This is a genomic window from Amycolatopsis alkalitolerans (assembly GCF_006152065.1).
GTDB classification, from domain to species: Bacteria; Actinomycetota; Actinomycetes; order Mycobacteriales; family Pseudonocardiaceae; genus Amycolatopsis_E; species Amycolatopsis_E alkalitolerans.
The window spans coordinates 339536-364634 of the sequence record NZ_VDFW01000001.1 but is presented as its reverse complement, the minus strand read 5'-3'; the positions used below and the strand labels follow the sequence as shown (position 1 = coordinate 364634).

Sequence of the window (25099 nt, the reverse complement as noted above, 5' to 3'; positions counted from 1 at the left end):
TTCAGGTACTCCTAGATGTCGATCGCGGCCTGGTCGACCCGCGCGGAGGATTCGACCAGCCAGTTGCGCCGCGGTTCGACCTTCTCGCCCATGAGCAGTTCGAGCGCGGCGTCCGCGGCTTCCACGTCGTCGAGGGTGATGCGGCGGACCGAGCGGGTGGCCGGGTTCATCGTGGTCTCCCACAACTCGTCCGCGTCCATCTCGCCGAGCCCCTTGAAGCGCGGCACGGGCGTGACGACCTGCTTGCCCGCCTCCCGTAGCTCGGCGACCTTCGCCTCCATCTCCCGTTCGGTGAAGGTGAAGTACGTCTCCGGGCTCCGGCCCTTGGCGGTGACCTTGTGCAACGGCGGCATCGCCGCGTACAGCCGCCCGTCCTCGATGACCGGGCGCATGTACCGGGCGAACAGCGTGATCAGCAGGGTGCGGATATGCGAACCGTCGACATCCGCGTCGGCCATCAGGATGACCCGGCCGTACCGCATCGTCGACAGGTCGAAGGTGCGGCCGGAGCCCGCGCCCAGCACCTGCACGATCGAGGCGATCTCCGCGTTCTTCAACGTGTCACCCAGTGATGCCTTCTGCACATTGAGGATCTTGCCGCGCAACGGCAGGAGTGCCTGATACTCCGAGACTCGCGCCATCCGGGCGCTGTTGTGGACGAAGACGCCGGCTTCGAGCGCGAAATTGTGGTAGCCCTCCACCGTCAGGTCGTAGACGTCGGCCGTTTCCGCCAGAGCGTCCACAGCGGCCACCCGGTGATCGACCATGCCGGTGGGCTCACGAAAGCCCCCGAAGTCTCCGCCGTGGCGCACCAGCAGGCGATCGAACCCCGGCCCCGTCCTTGCGGTGCGCGAGCGCAAGGTCCCGGATGCCTCAGCGAGTTCGCCATCGGGGACGTCCAGCACCGTCGCGAGCCGCTCGCCCTGCCACTGCCTCTTCGAGCGGTCCCCATCGCTCAGGGAGCCGTGCCACTCGCCGTTCGCCGTGGCGCCGGCCTTCGCCGAGACGGATCGGTGGAGCGACATCAGCGAATCGTCCGGGGCCAACTCGTCGGCTCGCCGGTAGGAACCGTCGCGAAGCCGGAACCGGTGGTCCGGGGTGCAGCGGACCGACTCACCGTTGCCGAAAGTCACCCGCACCAGCGGTGCGCCGCGCTTCGTCAGCCTGGGCGCGACCAGCGGGACCACCACGACCCGGCCCGCCTTGCTGGTCGCGTAGCCGAAGTGGCCGATGCCCTGCACCCAATCCGCTGCAAGCTCGGCGAACGACTTGCTCTGCCCGAAAGCCAGTGCGACCCGCGTGTCACCGACGAAACACCCGAGGGCCGAATCCCCCTCCACGAGAAAGATCTCACTGCGCGAAACGCCTGTCGTGCGGCAGTCGACCAGCTTGGGCGGCATCGCCGCGCCCTCGAGCGCCGTCTTGCGGCGGGCGGCATCCTTCTGCTGCTTCTGGGTGAGCCGCACGCGCGCGGCGTCGACCACCTTCTGCAGCACGACCTTGGCCTCCGCCTTGGTCCTGCGCTCCTCCGTCCAGGCCTTGAGCTGCTTCTCCACGACGCCCTGGATGACCCGCGTGATCCCGGTCGTGGACAGCTCGTCCTTGGTCTGCGAGGTGAACTGCGGCTCCGGGATGCGGACGTGGATGACCGCGGTCATCCCCTCCAGCACATCGTCCACAGTGGGCAGCTCCTCCTTGGGCTTGAGCAGCCCGCGGGTCTTGGAGATGGCCTCCTGCAAGGCTTTCAGCGAGCCGCGGTCGAAACCGCGGCGGTGCGTGCCGCCGTGCACGTTGCGGATGGTGTTGGTGAAGCACTCGACCGTGCGCTCGTAACCGGTGCTCCACCGCAGCGCGACCTCGACCTCGGCCCGGCGCTCCACATTGGACTTCATCACGCCGTTCTGGTCGGCGGCGTTCTCCTTGTATGTGCCCTCGCCGGTGATCATCAGCGTGCCGGAGACCGGTTTGTCACCGTCCGGGGTCAGGAAGTCGACCATGTCCCGCAGGCCGTTCGGGTACGAGAAGGTCTCCTCGCTGATCGTGTCCTCGGTCGCGGAGCGCAGCACGTACGTGACACCCGGCACGAGGAACGCGGTGTTCCGCAGTTTGGCGCGCACGGCCTCGGTGTCGAGCTTCGCGCCGGTCTCGAAGTAACGGGAGTCGTACCAGTACCGGATCGACGTGCCGGTGCGCTCACCGCGCTTCATCCGGCCCGCGACGCGCAGGCCCGGCTGCGGCGTGAACTTCGCCTTCGGGCCCGGACCGTCGAACACACCGGGCACACCGTGCGCGAAGGACATCTCGTACACCTTGCCGCGCTGCCTGACCGCAACGTCGAAGCGGTGCGACAGCGCGTTGACCGCCGACGCGCCGACGCCGTGCAGGCCGCCCGAAGTCTTGTAGCCGGAACCGCCGAACTTGCCGCCCGCGTGCAGCCGGGTGAGCACCAGTTCGACCCCGGACAGCCCGGACTTGGCGTGCTTGTCGGTGGGGATACCGCGGCCGTCGTCATCGACCTGGACGCTGCCGTCGGCGTGCAGCGTCACCACGACGCGGCCGGCGTGACCCGCGACACCTTCATCGGTCGAGTTGTCCACGATCTCGGTGAAGAGGTGGTTGATCCCGCGGCTGTCGGTGGACCCGATGTACATACCGGGTCGCTTCCGAACGGCTTCCAGTCCCTCGAGATGTGTGAGGTCATCGGCCCCGTACAGAGGCTCAGCAGAAGCGGTCACAGGGTCTTTCTCCCAGGTCGTGGCGTGATGTGGCGTCGAACCGGCGACCCACGGTAGGACAGGGTATCGGACACGACCGACAGAACCGTGTTTCTCGGGGCGCGCGCCGACCCCGGTTATCCTCGGGGTGTGCGTACCCGGCCCGAAGCCCCGCTCCCGCCGCGCAACGGGCTGGCTCCCGCGCGCATGCGGCTGCCGCTGGAAGGGCCGTGGGCGACGATCCGCGACCACCTGGTCGAACGCATCCCCCGGCTGCCTCCGGCTCGGCTCGACGAGATGCTCGCCGAAGAGCGGATCGTGGGGCTGGACGGGCCGGTGACGGCCGAAACGCCGTTCAAGGCGGGCGCGTACATCTGGTTCCACCGCGATCTGCCCGAAGAGACGCCGGTGCCGTTCGAGATCTCGGTCGTGTACGCGGATGACACCCTCGTCGTGGTCGACAAACCGCATTTCCTGGCGACCATCCCACGCGGGCGGCACGTGGTCGAGACGGCGCTCGTGCGGCTGCGGCGCGACCTCGGCCTGCCCGAGCTCAGCCCGGCGCACCGGCTGGACCGGGTCACGGCCGGGCTGCTGATGTTCGTGACCCACCGCGAGCACCGGGGCGCGTACCAGACGCTGTTCCGGGATCGGCGGGTGCGCAAGGAGTACGAGGCCGTCGCCCGGTTCGACCCGGCGCTCGAACTGCCGCGCACGGTGGTGAGCCGGATCGTGAAGGAACGCGGAACCGTTACCGCGCAAGAGGTCTCGGGCGAGCCGAACGCGGAGACCTTCGTCGAGCTGATCGAGCACGCGAACGGGCTCGGCCGCTACCGGCTGGTGCCCGCGACGGGACGCACCCACCAGCTGCGCGTGCACCTGAGCCGGCTGGGCATCCCGATCCTCGGCGACCGGTTCTACCCCGTGGTCACCGAAACCCCGCTGCACGACTTCCGCCGGCCCTTGCAGCTGCTCGCGAAGACGCTGGAGTTCACCGATCCGCTCAGCGGTGAGCCTCGCCGTTTCGAGAGCCGCCGAACCCTGCGGGCATGGGAATCCTTGACCGAATGGGAATCGTAGCGATCTTCCGGAATTTTCTTTTTTGTGCTATACTTAGAAATTGTTCGGATAGCGTGGGCGAATGCTCAGTGAAACCGCTTTCACCGCCGCGGCCGCGCGTGCCGCCCATCTGATCGTCGATGCCGAGCCGCGCCTGTTCGCGGACGTCCACGCGATGACGCTCCTCGGCGACCGCGCCGAGGAGCTCGTTCGATACCACCGATCTCACGGCGACCACCCGATCCTGCGCAGCGCCCGTATCCAGACGGCCGTCCGCAGCCGGTTCACCGAGGACGCGCTCGCCGCCTCGGGCGCCCGCCAGTACGTGCTGCTCGGCGCCGGTCTCGACTCGTTCGCGCATCGCGACACCCTCGGTGTGCGGGTGTTCGAGGTCGACCACCCGGAAATGCAGCAGTGGAAGCGAGACCGGCTGCCGGGTGCGGCTTCCTACGTCCCGTTCGACTTCGAGAACGGCGATCTCGCGCGAGCGCTCGCCGGAGCCGGATTCGATCCGGGCGAACCGGCCTTCGTCGGCTGGCTCGGCGTCACGATGTACCTGAGCCGCGAGTCGATCGCCAGAACGCTTGCGGTGGTGGGAAACTTCGCGCCGGGCAGCCGCTTGTCGGCCGACTACCTGGTTCCGGCGGAGCTTCGGGACGCTGCGGCCCAGGCGTACGCCGATGGTGTGTCCGCCGTGGCCGCGGACCGCGGCGAACCGTGGCGAAGCTGCTTCTCTCCCGAGCAGATTTCCGTGCTGCTCAAGGAAAACGGTCTTCAGGCGGTCGCCGACATGAGCCAGCGGGAAGCGGTCGCCCGCGAGCTGTGGCAGCGTGCGGACGGCCTGACGCCCGGCACGCTTTCGCGGCTCGTGCTGGCGGAGGTCACGCCCGCGCCTCGATGAGGAAACGTCGTGAATGCGCGACGAACGAACCGTGTTCCCGGATATGGTCGTGCAGCGCGCCGACCACCCGGGCCCCGAGCGGGCGCAGGTTCCGCGCGGCAACGGCGAGATTCGGCGGCCAGGACTCGGTCGCGGCCAGCAGATCTTCAAAGGAGTTCATGGGGTGTACGTCAGCACCCGCAGCATCGCGTTGGGATCGATCGACGCCGGGTTGGCCTCGACGCACGCGGCGAGCGAAGCCAGCAGCACCTTCTTCGTCAAGCCCCGTCCCGTGACCGTGACGGTGACGGTGGCGAGTTCCGGCTGGACGCGGGCGAGGTTGTGCAGCGCCTCGAGCACGATCACGGGCCCGGCCGGACCGGGGTGCGCCAACGCGCGTTTCACCATGCTCCTCCTTGGCTTTGCGCAGTCGCGGGATGACAGAGCGTATTTCACCCTTCGCATCGGGCCTGGTCAACGGGAAATGACTCTCCGGGTTCCGGCGATCGCTGTGCGGTGTCCGAATTCGGTTCTACACTGGCAGCGTGAGTCGGCGGACATCCGTCCGCTCACCGGCCCCGTGTAGCGCCCACCTCCCCCCTCGGGGCGCTCCGGCGCCGAGTGGTCCCTGGCGGGCTCCCCCCTGCCCCGCCGGGGACCACCCCGGCTCTTCCCGTGCGAACCCGGCCTCGCTGGGGCAAGGTGGACCCATGGCAGGGGAACGGATCGCGGTACAGGTGGACGGGCGCCGCCTGACGCTGTCCAACCTGGACAAGGTGCTCTACCCCGCGGCCGGGTTCACCAAGCGCGACGTGATCGACTACTACGCCAAGATCGCCCCGTCGATGCTGCCCCATCTCCAGCGGCGGCCGGCGACGTTCCGCCGCTATCCCGACGGTGTCGATCACGAACCGTTCTACGAGAAGGACGTGGCCCGCCACGCGCCGGGCTGGGTCAGGACCGCGCGGCTGGAAAGCCACCACCGCGGCGAGGGCGTCAACAGCTACCCGCTGATCAACGACGTGCCGACGCTTGTCTGGGCGGCGAACCTCGCGGCACTGGAGCTGCACGTTCCACAGTGGACTGTCGGGCCGAAGGACGCCAGGCGCAACCCGGATCTGCTGGTGTTCGACCTCGACCCGGGCGAGCCCGCCACGGTCGTCGAATGCTGCCAGGTCGCGCGCTGGCTGCACGAGGCGCTGACCGCCGACGGGCTGACGGCGTTCGCGAAGACCAGCGGCAGCAAGGGACTTCAGCTCTACTGCGCGATCCGCACCCGGCGGCCCGAGGCCCCGTCGGAGTACGCCGAGGCGCTCGCCCGCCGGCTCGCGGCCGAGCATCCGGACCTCGTCGTCGCCAGGATGACCAAGACGCTACGCCGGGACAAGGTGTTCATCGACTGGAGCCAGAACAACCAGGCGAAGACCACCGTCGCGCCGTATTCGCTGCGCGGCAGGCAACTGCCGACGGTGTCCACCCCGGTCACCTGGGCCGAGGTGAGCGCGTGCCGTCGCGTCGAGGACATGACCTTCACCAGCGAAGACACGCTCGCCCGCGTGAGGGTGCACGGTGACCTCTTCGACGGCCTGCCCGAGACGCGGGTTGCCCTGCCCCGGATATCCGCCGCATCCGGAAAATGAACAACCGCCGCGCCCGGCCGCGAAATGTCCTCGGCGACTGCCGATTTTCCCGCCACCATTCGGACTAGTCCGAATGGACTTCCGGATAATCGTGGCGCACGGTCCGTGGTCGTGAAAGCGCTTTCGGTACCGGCTCTCCACGCCGGAAAGCATTACGCCGATTGAACACTTGACAAGGTGGGCGTTCTGCGGTTGTCTCCTACGCGCTTGTCTTGTCGGGGGATCTATTCCGAACTTGTCGGTTTTCCGCGTGTCCAGGAATCGTGAAAAATGGAACGAACCGGGGGGGCCGCGCGCCGGCGGCGGGTGGTCTGGCCACCGGGCGGCTGGAGTCTGCGGACCAAGATCTCCGCCGTGCTGCTGGTGCCGGTGATCGTCGCGCTCACGCTGGCCGGTGCGCGGGTCAAGGCCGAGCTGGACCAGGCGAGCAGGTTCAGCGCGGTCCGCGATCAGCTGAGCGTCGTGCGGGGGGCGGCGGAGCTGGCCGACCTCGTGGACCAGGAGATGGTGGCCACCGCGGCCGCGCAGCCGGGCGCCGCGCCGACCGCGCAGATCGACGCGGTCGACGCGAAGGTCACCACCGTGCAGCACGACGCCGATTTCGCGCATCTGCCCGCGGGCGTCGAACGCGCGCTCAACACGGCGCTGGGCAGGCTCGCCGGCCTGCGCACGGCGAACGCGGGCGGGTGACAGCGGCCTCGACGCGACCGCGAACACCGCGGCCGCACTCGTGCAGTTGCGCACCACGCTCGCCGTGCAGGAGGCGCTCCTGCGCTCGATCCGGTCCGGCGCCGCGGACCAGGCCACGCTCGCGGCCGCCGGTCAGGCCGCCGCCGAGGAGGCCGTGCTCAGCAACCAGGTGCAGCGGGGGCTGACCGCCGACGCCGTGGCGAGGTTCACAGCCGCGACGGCGTCCGCCATCGACCGGCGCGCCGTGCTCCAGTCCTCGCTCGCGAGCGACCGGCGGGCCGAGCTGAGCGCGCTGCTGCTGCCGATCGCGACGGAAAGCGCGGGGCTGGGCGATCTGGTCGCCGAGACGTTCGCGGGACAGTCCAACATGATCTCCGCCCAGACCGACGACACCCGCTCCCGCGCGCTTCGCGACACGGCGCTGGTGATCGGCGCGCTGCTGGCCGCGCTCGCGATCGCCCTGCTGATGGCGCGTTCGGTGGTCTCTCCGGTGCGGAGGCTGCACGCGGCCGCGCTCGACGCCGCCCACCGGCGGCTGCCCGAGACGATCGAACGAGTGCGGGCGGGCGAGCAGGTGCCGCCGGTCGAACCCGTCGGCATCGCCACCGGCGAGGAGATCGGCCAGCTGGCGCACGCGTTCGACGATATGCAGCGCCAGGCCGTGCGCCTGGCCGGTGAGCAGGCCGAGTTGCGCAAGCAGGTCAGCGAGATGTTCATGACCCTGGCCCGGCGCAGCCAGTCGATGGTCGAGCTGCAGCTGACTGTGCTCGAGGGACTCGAATCCGACGAACGCGACCCGCGGCGGCTCGACGAGCTGTTCCGTCTCGACCACCTCGCGACCCGCCTGCGCCGCAACGGGGAGAACCTGCAGGTCCTCGCCGGCGGCACCCCGGTGCGCCACGACACCGGGCCGGTCTCGATGGTGGAGCTGTTGCGCGGCGCCACTTCCGAGGTCAAGGACTACCGGCGCGTCTCGCTCGTCAACGTGCCCAACGGGGCGGTGCGCGCGCAGTCCGCGGCGGACGTCGTGCACATGCTGGCCGAACTGCTGGAGAACGCGACCCGGTTCTCCCCGCCCGAGGAGAAGGTGTACCTGACCGCGGACCGCGGCGCCGACGGCGGGCTGCTCGTCGAGGTCGTGGACAACGGGCTGGGCATGACGACCGAGGACCTCGAAACCGCGAACCACCGGCTCGCCGCGGGGGACACGGTGGGCCCGGAGACCACGCGGCGGATGGGCTTGTTCGTGGTCGGGCGGCTCGCGTCGCTGCACGGGGTCACGGTCCGGCTGCGGCCGACGATGACCCGCGCCGGGCGCACCGGCGTCACCGCGAGCGTGCACCTCCCGCGTGAGCTGATCATCGCGGAGGGGAGCCCGGTGAACGGCAGCCGCGTGCCGCCGCGCCCGGCGGTCGTCCCGGCGCAGGGCCCGACGCCGATCTTCGACCGGGTCGTGTCGAACTGGTTCACCGAGCACAGCGGGGACGAGCCGGCGGAACTCGCGCCGGCCTCGCGGAACTGGGTGACTCCCGCCGACGACGCCCGCCGTGCCGCGGAGAGCGCCGTGCACGCCCCCGCCTCGACCGCCCTCTCCCCTGCGGGCCTGCCGACCCGCAAGCCAGGCGCTCAGCTCGCGCCCGGTGCCGCGCTGCCCCGCCCCGCGCGGGCGCAGGCCGGCTTCCGCGACCCGGCCGCGGTCCGCAACAACCTGTCCAGGCATTACAACGGGATGCGGGCGGCCAGGCAGCGCACCGCGAACGAGGAGAGATCGTGACGCATTCATCGACCGCCCCCTCCCGGAACTGGCTGGTCTCCGCGTTCACCGAGGAGGTCGCCGGGGTCGCGCACGCCGCGCTGGTTTCCGCCGACGGGCTGCTCGTGGCCGCTTCGCAGAGCCTGCCGCGAGACCGCGCCGACCAGTTGTCCGCGATCGCTTCGGGCCTCTCGAGTCTCGCGCTGGGCACCGCGGAGCTGTTCACCGCGGGCCGGGTCGTCCAGTCGGTGATCGAGATGGAGGACGGGTTCCTGCTCCTGATGAGCGTCGGCGACGGCTCGAACCTCGTGGTGCTCGCGAGCCCCGGCTGCGACATCGGACTGGTCGGCTACGAGATGACGCTGCTGGTCGACCGGGTCGGCAAGATGGTGGACACCCCGCCGCGGGCACCCGGCGGGGCGGACCGTGCATGACCCGGGGCCGCCATCGCTGGCGCGCCCCTACGCGTGGACCGAGGGCCGGACCCGGCCCGCCGTCGAGCTCGCCATCGAAGCCCTCGTCGAGACGACGCTCGAGGGCCGGTCGGTGCCGTTCAACCGGGCGAGCCCGCAGTCCATGGTGACGCAACTGTGCCTGCACCCACTGTCATTGGCCGAGGTCGCGGCGTATCTTCAGGTGCCGCTCCAGGTGGCGCGGGTGCTTGTGGCGGATCTGGTGGGTTCCGGCTGGGTCGTCGTGCGGGACACTCTTTCCGACAACGCGTCCTGGGACGAACGACACGACCTGCTGGAAAGGGTCCTCAGTGGACTACGCACACTATGACCAGGCTTCGGGGGTCACCTCGGCGAAGATCATCGTCGCGGGCGGCTTCGGCGTCGGCAAGACCACCTTCGTCGGTGCGCTTTCGGAGATCGACCCGCTGCGCACCGAGGCCGTGATGACCGTCGCCTCGACCGGGATCGACGAGCTGACCGAGGTGCCCGACAAGACCTCCACCACGGTCGCGATGGACTTCGGCCGGATCACCCTCGCCGAGGACCTGGTGCTGTACCTGTTCGGCACGCCAGGTCAGCACCGGTTCTGGTTCATGTGGGACGACCTGGTGCGCGGCGCGATCGGGGCCGTGGTGCTGGTCGACACCCGCCGGCTCGCGGACAGCTTCGCGGCGATCGACTTCTTCGAATCGCGCCGGCTGCCGTTCGTCATCGCGATCAACAAGTTCGACAACGTGCAGCGGCACTCGACCCAGGACGTGCGGACCGCGCTCGCGGTGAGCCAGGCCGTCCCGGTCATCACGTGTGACGCGCGCTCGACTGAATCGACCAAGCACGCGCTCATCGCGGCCACGGAACACGCGATGGCGCGGTTGAGTGCCGCGAGATAGGCGCTGGGAGGCCCGGTGAACATGAATCAGGTCGAGCACTTCGCGCTGGGTGGCTGGCTCGTGGTGCTCGCCTACCTCACCTCGGCGGTGGGCTGCACCCTCGGCCTCGCGTGCACGCTGCACGCGCGCCACGCGGCGGACACGCGCAGCCGGCTCGGCTGGCTCGGCCTGGCTTCCCTGTCGCTCGGCGGGGTCGGTATCTGGCTCATGCACTTCGTCGCGATGCTCGGTTTCGAAACTCCGGGCCTGCCGGTGCGCTACGACGTGCGGTGGACGGTCCTGTCGGCGGTGCTGGCGGTGGCGGCGGCGTTCGGGGGGCTGCTGCTGTTCGGCGTGGGGGCGCGGTTCAGCTGGTGGCGGCTGTTCGCGAGCGGGCTCGTCACCGGCGGCGCGGTGAACCTCATGCACTACACCGGCATGTGGGCGCTGGAGATCAAGGGCACGATCGGATACGACGCCGGGCTGGTCGCGCTGTCGGTCGCGATCGCCGTCGTCGCCGCGACGGCCGCGCTGTGGTTCACCGTCGCGGCCGACAAACCGCTGCACCGGCTCGCGGCGGGCCTGGTCGCCGGGGTCGCCGTGACGGGCATGCACTACACCGGGATGGCGGCCATGCGGGTGCATCTGGACATCTCAGCGCCCGACCCGTCCGGCGTCGAGGTGTTCTCCTTCCTGTTCCCGGTGTTCGTCCTGGCCGCGGTGGCGCTCGCGGTGCCCATCTGCGCGGTCCTGCTGGCCCCGGCACCGGGTCGGCGTCCGCGGGACGAGCGGGTGGCCGTTCCCCAGGGCTAGTGTCGGGTGATCCTGTCCGGTTTACGTTGCCGTGTTTGCCCGCAGCGTCGGTGAGTTTGCCCGCTGCGGCGCCGAGTTGGCTGGTCCGGTTGCTGAGTTTGCTCTCGGCGAGGGCGGTCGGCCAACTCGGTGACGCTAGGGGCCAACTCAGTGCCCTGGCAAGCAAACACACCCGCGCGTAACAACAACGAGATCACGACACACTAGGCGTTCAGCGGATCCACAAGGCAGCCTGGGTTCCCGCGGCGATGCCTCGCCGCGGTGGCCCGGTCACCCTTCGCGGGCCCACGTCCAGGCGTAGCCGGGATCCTCGGCCGCGGCGCCGCCCTCGCCCACTTCCAGCGGGCGGAAGGTGTCGACCATGACGGCCAGTTCGTCGAAGAACTCGGCCCCGATGCTGCGCTCGTACGCCCCCGGCTGCGGCCCGTGCGCGTGCCCGCCCGGGTGCAGGGAGACCGAGCCCGGCCCGATCCCGGATCCCTTGCGCGCCGCGTAGTCCCCGCCGCAGTAGAACATCACCTCGTCGGAGTCCACATTGGAGTGGTAGTAGGGCACCGGCACGGCCAGCGGGTGGTAGTCCACCTTGCGGGGCACGAAATTGCAGATGACGAAGCCCTCGCCCTCGAACACCTGGTGCGCGGGCGGCGGCTGGTGCACGCGCCCGGTGATCGGCTCGAAGTCGGCGATGTTGAACGTGTACGGGTACAGGCAGCCGTCCCAGCCCACGACGTCGAACGGGTGCCGCGGGCAGACGAACCGGGTGCCCACGATGCCCGTGCGGCCACGGTGTTTGACCAGCACCTCGACGTCCGCGCCCTCGGTCGCCAGCGGTTCGGCCGGCCCGTGCAGGTCGCGTTCGCAGAACGGCGAATGCTCCAGCAGTTGCCCGAACCTCGACAGGTACCGGCGCGCGGGAGTGACGTGCGAGTTGGCCTCGATCGCGTACGCGCGCACCAGCCCGTGCGGCACCCATCGGTGCGTGGTGGCGCGCGGCAGGATCACGTAGTCGCCCTGGCGAAACGGGAGCGCGCCGAACACCGTCTCGACGACGCCCTCGCCCTCCTCGACGTACACGCACTCGTCACCGACCGCGTTCCGGTACAGCGCCGACGCTTCGCCTGCCGCGACATAGGAAATCCGGACGTCACCGTTGCCGAGCACGAGCCGCCGGCCGGTCACGATGTCGTGTCGCTTCCATTCCTCACCGGAGAACAGCTCGTGCAGCTTCAGATGCCGGGGCTTGAGCGGATGGTTGACGGCAGTGGTCTGGTCCGGCAGCCGCCACGGCGCCGAGTCCAGGATCGCCGACGGGATGTGGCGGTGGTAGAGCAGGGACGAGTCGCTGGAGAAGCCTTCCTCGCCCATCAGTTCCTCGTAGTACAAGGCGCCCTCGGGCGCGCGGTGCTGCGTGTGCCGTTTCGGCGGCACCTGCCCCACCTGGCGGTAGTACGCCATGGCTCTCGCCTCCTCGCAGTCGATTTAGTCAATGTATTAACTACATCGGTTGGAAGCAAGTGAGGACTTTCGGTCGCTTGTCCCGAAAACTAGTTGATCAAGAAGACAAGATGATTCACAGATTGACCAGTTGACTTACTGCCCGTTCGCCCCGGATCCCGGCGACCTTCGGGCAACCTCACCGGCAGGTGTGAACCCGGAACCGTGCTGTCCCGTCAAAATCTGCGGTGTGCACGACCGATGCCGCGTTGTGATCACCGTCTCCGGGACCGGGGACCACTCGACATCGGTCACCCACGCGCGGAGACTGAACAACGAACAGTCCACACTCATCGTCACCGGTTCACTTCCCGGAGTGGGCCGGTGTTCTGTCCAGGCCGGCCAGGAAAGGTGGCGTAAGCGTCGATGGTGTCTCGGTTCGACTTCACGCTCGGCAGCGTGGAGGCCGTCGTCGTCGGGCGCGCGATGGACGTGGATGTCCGCGTCTTCCCGCTGCGCATCGGCAATACGACCGTGGACCCGGTCCGCTTCGCCAAGCTGGCGCGGCGGGTCTACCACGACCTCGAGGAGCGGCGGCTGTCCGTCCACGGCGAACTGAACCGCAACGTGCGGCTTGCGTTCGAACTCTGGGGCGTGCACCGGGTTTCGGTGACGGCGACCGGCACGGACGTCGAGTTCGGCGAACTCGCCGTGTTCGCCGCGACCGACGGCGCGCAAGCGGTCGTGATCAGCCAGGCCGGCGGTGAGGACACGCTGCGGTTCTCGCTCATGCCCGACGAGGAACTCGTCCGCACGGTCGCCGGTGCGCTGCCGGGCACGAACGCCGCGCCCGGTGGCCCACTGAGCATTTCACACCGCGAGGACCGGCCGCGTTCGGCGATGGCCGCACTGCGCCAGGCCGAGAAGGAGTTCGACGAGGAGGAGACCGAGGCCTTCGAGAGCCTCGAAGTCGGCAGCCTGGTGCGGGCGCGCAGTCCGGCGCCGCGCCGCCTCGAATCCGACGAGGAACGACTCGAGGAGATCTTCGCCGAGCCGCGGCTCGGCGGCGGCTACTTCACCGCGACCGGCACCGGCCGCCACGGCGAGCGCCGGCCGGTGCCGCCGGTGACCTGGCTCGACACCGAGTCCGGCCGCTACCTGGTCCAGACCACGACCGAGGGTTCCGGCACGATCACCGCCCGGTATGTTCCAGCCGGGTTCGCCGACGTCGCCGAGGCCCTCCGCGGCTTGATTTCCGCCGTCTACTGAGTTCGGGAGGCACCGCAGGATGAGCGAAGAGGAATCGGCGCGCCAGGTGGACCAGGCGCCGCAGCCGGCCCAGCGCCTGCTCAGCGGGGTCGAGCTGAAGACAATGGCCGCCAACCGCGGGTTCGCCGTGGACGAGACCACCGGCGACCGGATGATCCAGGCCCTGCAGGGCATCATCGACTCGCTCGAGGCGCGCTGGTCGGCGCTGCAGCAGTTCCAGCAGTCGCCCAAGATGAGCACCACGGCCACCTCGAAGTGGGTGTCGAACCTGATGGTCAACACCGCCACCGACGAGCGCGGGCTGCTCACGCAGCTACAGCAGGCGAAGGCCGAGCTGCCCACCTACATCGAGGCGATCAACCTCGCCAAGTCGAACTACCGGACCCAGGACGGCGACTCGGGCACCGCGCTGCGCCGGGCCGGCACCGTCGAGCAGCCCTGAGCATACGGAGGAGAACGACCGTGGACCTGTCCGCGCCGGGGAGCGCCGTCGACGACGTCACGCAGGATCCGAACTCGCCCTACTACATCGGCACCGTCGATTCCACCGCCGCCTCGGGTGACGAGATCCGCGCCGACGCGACAAAGGAGATCGACGACGAGATCGCCAAGGGCTGGCTCGGCAAGGCGGTCACGCCGCAGGAACGCAACCAGGCGATCCAGCGGCTCTACGAGCAGAAGATCTCCAGCGCCCGCCAAGGCTTGCACGACGAGCTGGAGATGCGCGACCACGGGACGGCGCCGCACACCCTGTGGGAGAACGCCACCCATCCGCAGATGATGTCCGCGATCACCGACGACGCCGACTCCGCCGCGGTCGCCGTCACCTCCGAGGAATGGGTCCGGCTGGGCAACGAGCTCACCGAGCATCAGCGAAACCTCGCCGGGGCGATCAACGACAGCATGTCGAACTGGCAGGGTGCCGGTGGCGACGCGGCCCGCAAGCACCTGGCCGACGTCGGGCAATGGCTCGGCACCACGGCCACGGGCGCGACGCTGACCGGGCGCCAGCAGGAGATCCACTCGCAGGCGCTCAACGAGGCACAGATCCACATGGCGGCCAACCCGCCCGTGCAGTTCGACGCGCAGGCCGCGAACGCCCGGCTGCAGACGATCACCGACCCGATGACGTACGCGCAGCAGGCGCAGGCCGATCAGACCACGCTGCGGCAGCAGCAGGCGGCACGGCAGCAGGCCGCGCGGATCATGACGCAGTACGACCAGACGATCGGGCAGGCGACCGGCACCCCGGCGTTCCCGCCCCCGCCGAAGCTCGCGGGCGACACTGCGCGTACGTCGTCGCTGCCGACCGGCTCGGCGGGCCCCGGATCCGGGACCGGCAGGCGACCGCTCATGGCCGGCAGTGGCGCCGCGGCGGGTGGCGCCGGCGAGATCCCGGCTCAGGGTGGCGCGGGCAGCCCCGGCAACACGCCGGCCGGCGCGGGCGCGCCCGGCCTGGGCGGTGGCGGGTTCTCACCGAACGGTTCGCCCAGCGGCTCTCCGGGCGGAAACGTGGACATACCGAACCTACCCGGCTCCGGCTCGACGACCGGTGGCTCCGGCGGCGGGGGCTCGATCCCGTCACTGCCGGACAGCACTCTGCCTTCGTCGTACACCGGCACCGGCATCAGCTCCGCCCCCGGCGGCGGCACCCCGAACCTGCCGACGATCGGCTATTCCGGCGGGGTCAACGGCGACAGCATCGCGAGCCGGCTCGGTGGCGGTCCGCCGCTCACCGGGATAGACCCGATCACCGGCAACCCGATCTCCGCCGCCGGCCTCGGCGGCGCGGGCGGGCTCGGCGGTTCCAGCGGCCTCAAAGGCGTCGGCGGAGCCGGTGGCGTGAAGGGGATCGGCGGCGGCGCCGGGGGTGGCAGCAAGCTCGGTGGCGGGACAAGCTCCGGCGCGTCGGCGGCTGCCGCGGAAGAGGCGGCCGGGGCACGTGGTGGTGCCGCGGGCACGGCCGGCAAGGCCGGTACTCCGGGCGCCTCGGGCATGGGTGCCGGCCGCGGCGGCAAGGGCGGCGAGGACAAGGAACACAAGCACGCCGACTACCTCGAAGGCGAACCCGACCTGTTCGAGCCCGAGCAGGTCGTCGCCCCGCCGGTCATCGGTGACTGGAAGAACAAGCAGGCCAAGAAGAAGTAGGGGGCGTCATGTCCTTCGAAGTGGTGCCGGACGAGCTCCGCACGCACGCGAGCCATCTCGACGGGTTGAGCGACCGGCTGAACACCGCGGTCAACGCGGCCGGCACGGTCGTCATGGACAGCGAGGCCTACGGCCTGCTGTGCTCGTTCCTGCCGCCGATCGTCAACGCGACGACACAGCAGGACGCCACGGACACACTCAAGTCGGCGGTCGAGGGGATGAGCACCACCGCGGGCAACGTGCGTACGGCGGCATCGAGCTACGACGAGCGGGACAAGGGCAACGCGCGGCCGTTCGAGGCTCAACTGCGGTCCGACGCCACCGCCACCAGGATGGCGCGCCGGATCGGGACGGCGGTGGCCGAATGACCGCCGCGAACGGGCTCGGCGACCTGATGGGCAACCCCGAGGAAGCGGCCGCACGGATCGACGCGTGGGCCGAAGGCTTCGCGCGGAAGGCCGAGCGCTACAAGGCGGCGCAGGAGCGCACCGAAGAGATCCGGCTGAGCTCCACCAACCGGGACGGTTCGGTGCAGGTCACGGTCCGGGCCGACGGCAGCGTCACGGATCTGAACCTGTCCGGCCGGGCCCGGAGCATGCCGCTCGACGAGCTGTCCGCGCAGATCCTGACGACGATGCGGCGCGCGCAGTCGGGGATCGCGGAGCGGGTGGCCGAGGTGATGACCGAGGAGATCGGCGAAGAGGATCCGCAGACGCGGTCGCTGCTGGTGGACAACCTGCGCGATCGCTTCCCCAGCCCGGACGAGGACGAGGAAACCGACGGCGCCGCGCCGGTTCCGGACGAGCCGAAGCACCGGGCGGACCCGTCCGAGGGGGACGAGGACGAGAACAACCCGTGGTGAGCGGCGTGAAAGCGCTTTCTCGCTGGGTCGATGGTTACCGATCCCACGGCAGCCACGGCGGAGGCGGGGCTTCCACGGCAGGTCGGCCGCGAACCGTACCCACCTGCCTCCGGCCGAATCGGCACGGGCCGACCGTTGCCGATCCGACCACGGTCACGGTTATCCGGCTTGGGTGGCAACGGCTGCGTACCACTCGCGAGGAGCGGGGGCCGGCCTTGTCGGGGCTCAAGGCCGGCCCCCAATCCGCCGGGGGACGGACGCTGGTTCGGCGGGGACCGGAGGCTTGTCCGTTGCATCCTGAATCCTTCCACTTGTTGCCCGGGATACGCGGTTGATACGCGCCCCCGATCGGCGGAAAGGGCCGTCACCGACAGCGAGCGCCGTCACGAAGCCGGGCGATACGACCGGCCCAACGGGTGACCGGAGCCCGAACTAGCCACGCAGCGCGCTCGCCACCAGGTCGTTTCCTGATCCACAATGGACAGTTCCGGTCGTCGCCACAAGAACCGCCCCGACCGCTACCATTGCGTCAAAAGCGATCGAGAGGAACCGCGGTGAGCCAGCTCGGTCCTGAGCCGTTTCCGCCCGAAGGTGTCGACCTCGAGCACCCGAGCGTGGCCAGGGTTTACGACTTTCTCCTCGGCGGTTCGACCAATTGAACGATTGACCGCGCCTTCGGCGAGAAGGTGGTGGGCGGGTTCCCGGTGCTGAAATCGGTCGCGGTCGCCAATCGCCTGTTCCTCCATCGCGCGGTGCGGCACCTGGTGGGGCTGGGCGTCGAGCAGTTCATCGACATCGGTTCCGGCATCCCGACGATGGGCAACACGCACCAGGTCGCCGACGAGGTCGCATCGGGCGCCAAGGTCGTCTACGTCGACAACGAGCCGGTCGCGGTCGCGCATTCGCGATACCTGCTGGACAAGCACGGCGATCCGGCGCGCCATGCGGTGATCCAGGCCGATATGCGCGATCCGGACGGCCTGTGGGATCGCGCCCGCGACGCCGGCGTGATCGACTTCGCGCGGCCGGTCGCGGTGCTGCTGGTGGCGGTGCTGCACATCCAGCAACCCGGCCGGGACGGCACCGACATCGGCCCGCGGGCCGTCGCGCGGTACCGCGAGCTGCTCCGTTCCGGTTCGTACCTGGCGATCTCGCATGTCACCACCGAGGGCGTCCCCCCGGCCTTCCGCGAGAAACTCCTCGAGGTCAAGGATCTCTACGACGTTTCGTCGAACCCGGTCGTCTGGCGCGAGCAGAGCGAAATCCGCGCGCTGCTGGGCGATTTCGAACTCGTGCCCCCGGGGATGACCTGGACCCCGCTGTGGCATCCCGAGGAAAGCGGCCCGAACGCGCCGGAACTGGAGTTCGCCAGCCCCGAGGAGTCGGTGATCTGGGCCGGCGTCGGGCGCAAACCCTAGCGTCTTTTGGCGAGCACGCCCGCGATCGCGACGGCCAGCACGGGCACCAGCGGCACCGCCCGGCCACGGACCAGATCGCGCAACGCCGTGAGCGCGCCGGTCAGGCAGGTCGTCGCCGCCCCGAAGCGCGGTGCCGCGACGCTCTGCCCACCCATCGCGAGCCCGCCGCGAATCCGGGCAACGGCACGAAACGGCCCGACCGCGGTCACCGAGGGCTCGGTCCGGGACGCGTCCGCGGTGCCCAGCCCGAACCGGTGGGCACCGGGTTTCCGGTGACGACACCGGCGAACGCGCCACCGAGGTCGGCGAACCACGCCGATACCGCCGGTCGACCGGACGACGCCGACAGTTCCAGCAGATTGAAGTCGGCGTACGGCGCCCGCAGGTACTCGGCCTGGCCCCGTCGTGCGGGCCCATGCTAGGCAGGGTGTCCGAAGTGGACTTGCCGGGGATGCTGCCCGCCGTCCCGGCCGTGCGACCTGTAGCGGTCTATTGTGGACGAACAGCGGCCGCCGCTGGGCGCCGCGGCCCGCGGGTGATAATGATCGCGTGAGCACCGACGACACCACGTCCCTGCCGATCGTCGAGGAGTACGGTCCGGCTTGGCGGCCAGGCCCCTTCGAGCGGGGCAAGGACGGCCCGCAGCTGATCCTGGCCGGCGTCGACGGCTCACCGAGCGCACTGCGAGCGGGCGCGTACGCGGCGGGCCTCGCGCGGCGGCAACGATCGCGGCTGGTGGTCGTGTACGTGCTGTCCCCGTCGGTGTGGACCGGGATGTCGCCCAGCCTGATCGGCGCCGCGCAGGAGGAGGCGTACGGGGACATGATCGCCGAACTGCGCCGGCCGATCGCGGACTGGGTCAAGGAAGCGCACGTCAACGTCACGTTCGAGGTCCGCAGGGGCGACGCGTTCACCGAACTCAAGCGGGTGGCGATCGACCGGCGGGCGGATCTGGTCGTGGTCGGGGCTTCGGAGAGCACCGGGCACCGGCTGGTCGGCTCCGTCGCGAACCGCCTGGTGCGGGCCGGGCTGTGGCCCGTGACGGTGGTGCCCTGACCTGCCGCTCCGGACTCACCCCACCGACGACGCCGCATCGTCGCCGCCGACCGGGATCTCCTGGGCCTCGGTGAGCCGATACCGGCCGTCGGCGACGTGCTGCCAGCCGGTGATCGAGCCGTTCGCGACTGTCGTGCGTGCGGCGACGTGGAGCAGTTCGGGCTCGGCTACGCCCTCGAGCAGGTACCGCAGCGCGAACACGGTCATCTCGTGGGCAACGAGCAGCACTCGCAGGCCGGCCGCCTCGTGGTGCAGATCGCGGAGCAGGGACCGGGTGCGCAGGACGACGTCGGCCCACGACTCGCCGCCCGGTGGCCGGTAGTAGAACTTGCCGTGGCGGTCCTTACGGCGCTGCTCCTCGGGCCACCGCTCACGGACTCCCTTGCGGGTCAACAAATCCAGCACGCCCAGCTCGCGGTCACGCAGGCGCTCGTCGACGACCAGCATGGCCGCCGCTCCCTTCGCCGCCGCGGCGGCGACCGCTATCCGCGCGGTCTCGGCCGCCCGCACATACGGCGAGGCGACGACGAGATCGACGGGCTTACGGGCGAGCCAGCCGCCGACCGCGGCGGCCTGCTCCTGCCCCACGCTGGTCAACGGCACGTCGGCGTCACGCTCGGCGATGTCGATGACCTGATGCCCTTGGGCTTCGGCCTCCTCGCGCGCGACGTTGCCGGTGCTCTCGCCGTGACGGAGCAGGCCGACCCATTCCATGCGCATGGTCACCCCAGGAGGATCACCCATGGGCCGACAAAGGCACCAGACCCTACTCGGGGTCTGCGTCCTGGTGGTCGGATCAGTAACGCGCCTCCTCGTCGTGCTCGCCCGGCCGCGGGTCCTGACCCGCCTCCACGACCGTCCATTTGCCCAGGCCACCGGCCAGCTGCTCGGCGTACCGCTCGGCGGCCGCCTGCGTCGGGAACCGGATCTCCTGCGCGCGCGAACGATGAGTGATCTTGTAGGCCATACTCGACTCCCCTGCGACTCCAACCCTCATCCACACCCTAGAACAGGCGTTCGATGGCGGCAACTCGGGGGTGTTTTTCCTTGCTGTACCAGGGAAAACTCAGCCCATCCGGCCGATCCCGCCCAGCAGGACCTGCCGCGCCTCGTCCTCGGCGTCGGCGACGTAGTCCGGATCGTCCGGATGCCAGTCCTGCGCGAGCACCAGTCCGGGCGGCACCATCGTCGTCCCGTCGAAGAAGCTCGTCACCTCGCCGGCACTCCGACTGTGGAAGTTCTCCACGACGGTGTGGTTGTAGACCCGCTCCCAGTCCTGCTGGAACCGGCGGCTCCGCTCGTCCGATGGCCGCGTGCCGTGACTGATCGCCAGGTGACTGCCCGGTGCCAGCGGCGCCGTGCACCGCCGAACGATGCCCCGTGGGTCCAGTTCGTCCGGGATGAAGTGCAGCACCGACATCAGGAGCAGCCCGACGGGCCGTTCGAAGTCCAGCAGCCCCGTCACCTCCGGATGGCCCAGGATGCCTTCTGGATCCCGGAGATCGCCGTGGACCGAGGTCGCGTCCGGACTGTCCGAGAGGATCTGCCGGCTCACGTCCACGGTGTCCTGCTCGTAGTCGACATATACGACACGGCTGCCCGGCGCGACCTCGTGCACGCTCCCCGCCACCGGGTAGCCGGACCCGATGTCCAGGAACTGCGCGACGCCCACCGACGTCAGGTACCGCACCGTCCGGTGGAGGAACTCCCGGTTGTACTTCGCCACCCGCGAGGCCAGCGGGAACGACCGCTGGCTGTTGATCGCGGCCTCACGGTCGGCCGCCACATGATGCCGCCCGCCGAGAAACCAGTCCCACACCCCGGCCGCGGTCGCCGCCGTCCGCTCGGGCTCCTGCATATCCCACCTCGATCAGCGAAAGTCCTTGGCCACGCACCGCAGGAACGCCCTCGTTTCGTGCGGGGAGAGTGCGGCGCTGCTGGCCCTGCTCCACAGGTCCTCATAATGCTGCACGTCGTCGCTCCAGTTGAGCTCGTCGCCGACCCTGGTGAACGCGTAGTCCAGATGCCGCGGCAGCTCGCCGAGCACGCCGGGAGAAGCCAGCCGGATGAGCGCGAACCGTTCCAGGATCCCCTTCTGCGTGATGACCCGCGGCCCGCGTCCGGTGTTGAACGGCACGACCTGCACCGTGACGTTGGGCCGCCGCGACAGCGTGATCAGGTGCTCCACCTGCCCGGCCATCACGTGCTCGTCACCCTGCACTCCGCGCACCGAAGACTCGCTGAGCACGGCGTAGAACCACGGCGCGGCATCCCGCAACAGCACCTGCTGCCTCGCCTGCTGGGCCTGGACGGCCAGGTCCGCCATCTGGCCCGAAGGGCGCTCCGCGCGCGCGTACGCCTCGCACTGGAGCACCTCGGGAATCCGCTCGTTCGCCACGAACCGGATCAGCTCGGCGTCCTCCTCGAGGTCGACATAGCGCCGGTACGACTCGGAGTAGACCGAGCGGTAGCCCTGCCAGCGCCCGCGCTGGGACAGCTCGCTGTTGAGCGTGGTCGCGAGCCTGCGGTGATCATCGGAGGCGGCGTAGACACGCAGCAGTGCGTCGAGGTCCTCGATCGTGATACCGGTGTCCGCGCTCTCGAGCCGGGCGATCTTGTTCTGCACGCTCGCCGCGCTCGCGCGCGACCAGACCGCCCGACCGGCTTCGTGCTGCGTGAGGTGCCGTTTCTCCCGCAGATGCCTCAGCAGCGCAGCCAGCTGTAACTTGCGGCCGGTCGGCGTACGGGCCACCGCGGGAGCGTCCACAGTCCTTCATTCTGGTCCGGGAAGTGTCGCTGGCATCCTTTCCCAGCGAAGGCCACAGGACAAGGGAGCTCCCCGCCGGCCGGAACGAGACCGCTGAACCTTTCACGCGGACGTCGGCCGCCGTCAAGCCCCGTTCCCCAGGTGGCGACCGAAGAACGCGACGATGCGCCGGCGCGCGTCCTCGGTGGCCCGCTCGTCGTACCGCGTTCCGGAGATCCGGGTCAGGAACCGCAGCGTGAGTGTGGTGTCCTCGCGGGAATGGTCGTTCATGAACCCGTGTCCGGCGCCGGGATAGATCTTCACGTCATGGGGGATGCCGAACCGGGTCAGCAGGCCCTCCAGCCGAAGCCCCGCCCTGCGCCCGAGAGGTGAGCGGTCGGCGCCGCCGAAGCTCCCGACGATCGGGCACGCGGCGGGCAGCCAGTCCCCGGCATCTCCTGGGCAGCCACCGTAATTCACGCTCGACGCGCCGAAACCCCGGTCCGCCGCGAGGGCCAGCGCGTAGGCGCCGCCCATGCAGAACCCGATCACACCGACCTTTCCGGTGCAGTCGGCGCGCCCCACCAGCCACGCCCGGGCCGTTTCGACGTCTTCGAACGACCGGCCGTGGCGGCGGCCCAGGTCCCGCATGATGGTGCGCAGGCACCGGAAGCGGCCGCCCCAGTAATAGAGATCAGGTGCGACCGCGAGGAATCCTTCACTCGCCAGCCAGTCCGCCTGCGCGCGCAGATCGTGGCTCATCCCGGTGAAATCGTGGATCACCACCACGCCCGGCCATGGCGGCGGCGACTCCGGCACCGCGTAGCAGGCGGGCATGACGCCGTGCGGGGTCCGCAGCTCCAGATTCGTCGCCATACCGCATTGTGCGCTCGAAGCCGGCCGGAGAAGCGAACTACTGTTGGACACTGTCAAGTAAGGTGCGGGCGCGACGAGAGGCCGGGCGGGTGCGCGTGCTCGATGTCGCGGCCTTCGACGGTGAAAAGGCGTCGTCGGTGCTGATGAGCTGGCTCGTGTTCGTCCGGACCATCTGCGTGGAATGGCTGGTGACCCTGGCGTACTCGCGCGCCGAACTGCGTGACGCCTGCCTCGGCTCGATGTCGCGGGCTTCGGCGTCGTCACACCAGGGCGGTGACACCGGGATGCCGCTGGGCGAACACCGTCCCCCGCACGATCGCCTCCTTGTACCGCGCGGCCGCCCGGCCGGTGAGGATCGCCTCCACCGGCGAATCGTCCGCGCGAACGAACTGGACGAGCCCGTCGCGGCGCCCGAGGCTGATGCACTGGTTGAAATACCGGAAGCGCAGTGGCGCCGGCGTGCGCCCGGCGAGCCGGGCGGCGATCGCCCTGGTCGCGTGCTGGGCCGACGGTATCGCCGTCGCGCAGGCCATCCGCAGTTCCTGACCGGCCGCCCGGTGGGCCGCGACCGCGTCACCGACGCCGTAGACCTCCGGATGCGAGACGGAGCGCAGCGTCGGGTCCACGATCATCCGCCCGCGGCCGTCGACGGCGAAACCCGCGTCCGCCGCCAGCCCGGGTACCCGGAAGCCCGCGGTCCACACCACGGTATCCGCCAGCACCTTCTCGTCATCGGCCGCCCGCAGACCGGTCGCGTCCACTTGGGACACTTGAAGCCCCTCGTGGCACTCGACACCGAGCCGTCCGAGCGCGCGCCGCAGGTACCGGCCACCGCGCGCGGACAGTCCGGCGCCCAGCTCGCCGCCCGTCACCAGCCGGACCTGGCGGTCCGGGTGACTCTCCGCCAGTTCGGCCGCCGCCTCGATGCCGGTCAGGCCGCCGCCGACCACCGCGACCGAACCGCCGGCACGCAGCCGATCCCGCAGCCGGCGGGCCTGCTCGAAGCCCGCGACGGTGTGGGCGTACTCGCGCGCTCCCGGCACCGAATCCAGTTCGGCGTGGCTGCCGAGTGCGTAGATCAACAAATCATAGGACAATTGCTCCGCCCGGCCGGCCAGCGTGATCTCCCGGTTCCCGGCGTCGATCCGGACGGCCCGGCCGGCGACGAACTCGACGCCCGTCCCGGTGAGCAGCTCGCGGATGGGCAGCTCCGCCAGCGGCTGCCCGCAGGCCAGCTGGTGCATCCGGACGCGTTCCACGAACCGTTCGCGGTCGTTGATCAGGGTGACCGGCGCACCGGTCCGGCGGGCGGCGAGCTTCGCGGCGAGCAGACCGGAATAGCCGGCGCCCAGCACGACGATTTGTGGGGCCATCGGTCGCGTTCCTTTCTGCGAAAGGGCTTCACGCACATGACGGAACGGCCGACCGCGTTGTGACGTGACGGTCATCACACCTTGGGCGAGGACGGCGCGCCGCCGCACTACCACGGTTCCCGGAGCGAGTTCGCGGGCACAATCGGGGTTGTGGACGACGAGACCAGGCTCGCGGAGTTCGAAGACAACCGGCCGCGGTTGTTCGGCCTTGCCTACCGGATGCTCGGCGAGGCGGGTGAAGCCGAGGACGTCGTCCAGGACGCGTACCTGCGCTGGCGATCCGGGCCGGAGCCGGCGAGCCCGGCGGCGTGGCTGACGAAGATCGTCACGAACCTGTGCCTGACCCGCCTCACCTCGGCTCGCGCGCGGCGCGAGCGGTATGTCGGCCCGTGGCTGCCCGAACCGGTGCTCACCGGCGGCCCGGATCCGCAGGAGCTGGCTGAGCAGCGGGACATGCTGTCGGTGGGTTTCCTGGTATTGCTGGAAAAACTCACCCCGCCGGAACGGGCCGCGTTCGTGCTCCGCGCGGCCTTCGAGTACAGCCACCGGGAGATCGCCGGCGTCCTGCGTACCAGCGAGGCGCACGCCCGGCAGCTCTACCACCGGGCGCGGGCTCGCGTCGGCGAGCCCCGCCGGCGGTTCACCGCGTCTCCTGGGGAGGAAGCGAAGCTCGTCGAGCGGTTCCTGGCCGCCGCTCTCGAAGGCGATGTCGCCGGACTCGAGCGGTTGCTGACCGGTGATGCCGCCGTCTGGTCCGACGGCGGCGGCAAGGCGACCGCGGCGCGCCGCCCGATCTCCGGCCGGGCCGCCACCGCCCGTTTCCTCGGTGGATTCGCCTCGACGAGCAGGGCGAAGGACGCGAAGACGACCATCGCGGAGGTCAACGGGGAGCCCGCCATCCTGGTGTGGGAGAACGGCATGCTGACCGGGGTGCTCGTGCCCGAGACCCACGAGGGACGGATCGCGACCATCCACGCGATCTTCAACCCCGACAAGCTCGCCTTCCTCAGGACGCAACTCGGCTGACAAACCATGTCATGAGCT

The 25099-nt window shown here is 70.0% G+C and carries 28 protein-coding genes; 17 read left to right on the top strand and 11 right to left on the bottom strand.

The features are described 5' to 3' along the window. Window positions 1–11: 11 nt before the first annotated feature. Entirely contained in the window at window positions 12–2651 is a 2640-nt protein-coding gene (locus tag FG385_RS01665; RefSeq protein WP_235022310.1) for an ATP-binding protein, read from the bottom strand. Window positions 2652–2921: 270 nt separating this feature from the next. On the opposite strand from FG385_RS01665, the gene FG385_RS01660 reads away from it, so the two are divergent. Both FG385_RS01660 and FG385_RS01655 read left to right on the top strand, forming a co-directional pair. Beyond that, complete coding sequence (locus tag FG385_RS01660) at window positions 2922–3794, top strand: RluA family pseudouridine synthase (RefSeq protein WP_139094852.1); 873 nt, start codon at window positions 2922–2924, stop codon at window positions 3792–3794. A gap of 61 nt (window positions 3795–3855) precedes the next feature. Beyond that, a complete protein-coding gene (locus FG385_RS01655) occupies window positions 3856–4674 on the top strand; it encodes a class I SAM-dependent methyltransferase (RefSeq protein WP_139094755.1) in 819 nt (272 codons plus the stop codon). Here the strand turns inward: FG385_RS01655 and FG385_RS34220 are convergent. Both FG385_RS34220 and FG385_RS01645 read right to left on the bottom strand, forming a co-directional pair. Further along, window positions 4655–4834, bottom strand: a complete 180-nt coding sequence (locus tag FG385_RS34220; RefSeq protein WP_200834248.1) for a hypothetical protein — start codon at window positions 4832–4834, stop codon at window positions 4655–4657. The genes FG385_RS01655 and FG385_RS34220 overlap by 20 nt on opposite strands. Further along, on the bottom strand, window positions 4831–5058 hold the full coding sequence (locus FG385_RS01645; RefSeq protein ID WP_139094754.1) for a hypothetical protein: 228 nt from the start codon (window positions 5056–5058) through the stop codon (window positions 4831–4833). Before FG385_RS01645 ends, FG385_RS34220 begins: the two co-directional genes overlap by 4 nt. A gap of 305 nt (window positions 5059–5363) precedes the next feature. Between FG385_RS01645 and ligD the strand changes: the two genes are divergently transcribed. From ligD to FG385_RS01615, 7 genes are all read left to right on the top strand, one after another. Next, window positions 5364–6293 carry a non-homologous end-joining DNA ligase gene (gene ligD, locus FG385_RS01640; protein ID WP_139094753.1) on the top strand — a complete coding sequence of 310 codons (930 nt, stop codon included), beginning with the start codon at window positions 5364–5366 and terminating at the stop codon, window positions 6291–6293. 270 nt (window positions 6294–6563) lie between these two features. Continuing rightward, complete coding sequence (locus FG385_RS34635) at window positions 6564–6983, top strand: hypothetical protein (RefSeq protein ID WP_235022308.1); 420 nt, start codon at window positions 6564–6566, stop codon at window positions 6981–6983. Between the two features lie 46 nt (window positions 6984–7029). Beyond that, window positions 7030–8757 carry a sensor histidine kinase gene (locus FG385_RS01635; protein WP_235022307.1) on the top strand — a complete coding sequence of 576 codons (1728 nt, stop codon included), beginning with the start codon at window positions 7030–7032 and terminating at the stop codon, window positions 8755–8757. Beyond that, window positions 8754–9170 carry a roadblock/LC7 domain-containing protein gene (locus tag FG385_RS01630; protein ID WP_139094752.1) on the top strand — a complete coding sequence of 139 codons (417 nt, stop codon included), beginning with the start codon at window positions 8754–8756 and terminating at the stop codon, window positions 9168–9170. Before FG385_RS01635 ends, FG385_RS01630 begins: the two co-directional genes overlap by 4 nt. Next, window positions 9163–9519, top strand: a complete 357-nt coding sequence (locus tag FG385_RS01625) for a DUF742 domain-containing protein (RefSeq protein WP_139094751.1) — start codon at window positions 9163–9165, stop codon at window positions 9517–9519. Before FG385_RS01630 ends, FG385_RS01625 begins: the two co-directional genes overlap by 8 nt. Beyond that, window positions 9500–10081 carry a GTP-binding protein gene (locus tag FG385_RS01620; RefSeq protein ID WP_139094750.1) on the top strand — a complete coding sequence of 194 codons (582 nt, stop codon included), beginning with the start codon at window positions 9500–9502 and terminating at the stop codon, window positions 10079–10081. The genes FG385_RS01625 and FG385_RS01620 overlap by 20 nt, the downstream gene beginning before the upstream one ends. Before the next feature lie 21 nt (window positions 10082–10102). Further along, a complete protein-coding gene (locus FG385_RS01615) occupies window positions 10103–10873 on the top strand; it encodes an MHYT domain-containing protein (RefSeq protein WP_139094851.1) in 771 nt (256 codons plus the stop codon). A 270-nt stretch (window positions 10874–11143) separates the two neighbouring features. Here FG385_RS01615 and FG385_RS01610 read toward each other — a convergent pair whose 3' ends face one another. Continuing rightward, on the bottom strand, window positions 11144–12328 hold the full coding sequence (locus FG385_RS01610; protein ID WP_139094749.1) for a homogentisate 1,2-dioxygenase: 1185 nt from the start codon (window positions 12326–12328) through the stop codon (window positions 11144–11146). Between the two features lie 405 nt (window positions 12329–12733). Here FG385_RS01610 and FG385_RS01605 point away from each other — a divergent pair, with 405 nt between their 5' ends. The 6 genes from FG385_RS01605 to FG385_RS01580 all read left to right on the top strand — a co-directional run bounded on the left by FG385_RS01605 (window position 12734) and on the right by FG385_RS01580 (window position 18004). Further along, entirely contained in the window at window positions 12734–13576 is an 843-nt protein-coding gene (locus FG385_RS01605) for an ESX secretion-associated protein EspG (protein WP_139094748.1), read from the top strand. Window positions 13577–13595: 19 nt separating this feature from the next. After that, window positions 13596–14018: a hypothetical protein gene (locus tag FG385_RS01600; protein ID WP_139094747.1), complete on the top strand. Its 423-nt coding sequence runs from the start codon at window positions 13596–13598 to the stop codon at window positions 14016–14018. A 20-nt stretch (window positions 14019–14038) separates the two neighbouring features. Beyond that, window positions 14039–15724: a hypothetical protein gene (locus tag FG385_RS01595; RefSeq protein WP_235022306.1), complete on the top strand. Its 1686-nt coding sequence runs from the start codon at window positions 14039–14041 to the stop codon at window positions 15722–15724. An 8-nt stretch (window positions 15725–15732) separates the two neighbouring features. Continuing rightward, window positions 15733–16092 carry a type VII secretion target gene (locus FG385_RS01590; protein WP_139094746.1) on the top strand — a complete coding sequence of 120 codons (360 nt, stop codon included), beginning with the start codon at window positions 15733–15735 and terminating at the stop codon, window positions 16090–16092. Beyond that, window positions 16089–16586 carry a YbaB/EbfC family nucleoid-associated protein gene (locus FG385_RS01585; RefSeq protein WP_139094745.1) on the top strand — a complete coding sequence of 166 codons (498 nt, stop codon included), beginning with the start codon at window positions 16089–16091 and terminating at the stop codon, window positions 16584–16586. Before FG385_RS01590 ends, FG385_RS01585 begins: the two co-directional genes overlap by 4 nt. A gap of 662 nt (window positions 16587–17248) precedes the next feature. Beyond that, the gene (locus FG385_RS01580) at window positions 17249–18004 is read left to right on the top strand and encodes an SAM-dependent methyltransferase (protein ID WP_327436811.1); all 756 of its coding nucleotides are present in this window, start codon (window positions 17249–17251) and stop codon (window positions 18002–18004) included. On the opposite strand, the gene FG385_RS01575 is transcribed toward FG385_RS01580, so the two are convergent. Beyond that, the gene (locus tag FG385_RS01575; RefSeq protein WP_139094744.1) at window positions 18001–18213 is read right to left on the bottom strand and encodes a hypothetical protein; all 213 of its coding nucleotides are present in this window, start codon (window positions 18211–18213) and stop codon (window positions 18001–18003) included. The genes FG385_RS01580 and FG385_RS01575 overlap by 4 nt on opposite strands. Before the next feature lie 340 nt (window positions 18214–18553). Between FG385_RS01575 and FG385_RS01570 the strand changes: the two genes are divergently transcribed. Further along, entirely contained in the window at window positions 18554–19060 is a 507-nt protein-coding gene (locus tag FG385_RS01570) for a universal stress protein (RefSeq protein ID WP_235022305.1), read from the top strand. Between the two features lie 15 nt (window positions 19061–19075). On the opposite strand, the gene FG385_RS01565 is transcribed toward FG385_RS01570, so the two are convergent. The 6 genes from FG385_RS01565 to FG385_RS01545 all read right to left on the bottom strand — a co-directional run bounded on the left by FG385_RS01565 (window position 19076) and on the right by FG385_RS01545 (window position 24055). Further along, the gene (locus FG385_RS01565; RefSeq protein ID WP_235022330.1) at window positions 19076–19780 is read right to left on the bottom strand and encodes a histidine phosphatase family protein; all 705 of its coding nucleotides are present in this window, start codon (window positions 19778–19780) and stop codon (window positions 19076–19078) included. A gap of 76 nt (window positions 19781–19856) precedes the next feature. Continuing rightward, a complete protein-coding gene (locus FG385_RS34215) occupies window positions 19857–20027 on the bottom strand; it encodes a hypothetical protein (protein ID WP_200834247.1) in 171 nt (56 codons plus the stop codon). Window positions 20028–20126: 99 nt separating this feature from the next. Further along, the gene (locus FG385_RS01560) at window positions 20127–20918 is read right to left on the bottom strand and encodes an SAM-dependent methyltransferase (protein WP_139094742.1); all 792 of its coding nucleotides are present in this window, start codon (window positions 20916–20918) and stop codon (window positions 20127–20129) included. 12 nt (window positions 20919–20930) lie between these two features. Beyond that, window positions 20931–21827, bottom strand: coding sequence for a helix-turn-helix domain-containing protein (locus FG385_RS01555; protein WP_139094741.1), 897 nt, complete (start codon window positions 21825–21827; stop codon window positions 20931–20933). 123 nt (window positions 21828–21950) lie between these two features. Continuing rightward, window positions 21951–22682 (bottom strand): dienelactone hydrolase family protein, encoded by a 732-nt coding sequence (locus tag FG385_RS01550; protein ID WP_139094740.1) that lies wholly within the window; start codon window positions 22680–22682, stop codon window positions 21951–21953. Between the two features lie 260 nt (window positions 22683–22942). Then, a complete protein-coding gene (locus tag FG385_RS01545) occupies window positions 22943–24055 on the bottom strand; it encodes an NAD(P)/FAD-dependent oxidoreductase (protein ID WP_139094739.1) in 1113 nt (370 codons plus the stop codon). A gap of 150 nt (window positions 24056–24205) precedes the next feature. On the opposite strand from FG385_RS01545, the gene sigJ reads away from it, so the two are divergent. Further along, complete coding sequence (gene sigJ, locus FG385_RS01540; RefSeq protein ID WP_139094738.1) at window positions 24206–25081, top strand: RNA polymerase sigma factor SigJ; 876 nt, start codon at window positions 24206–24208, stop codon at window positions 25079–25081. The last annotated feature ends 18 nt before the right edge of the window (window positions 25082–25099 follow it).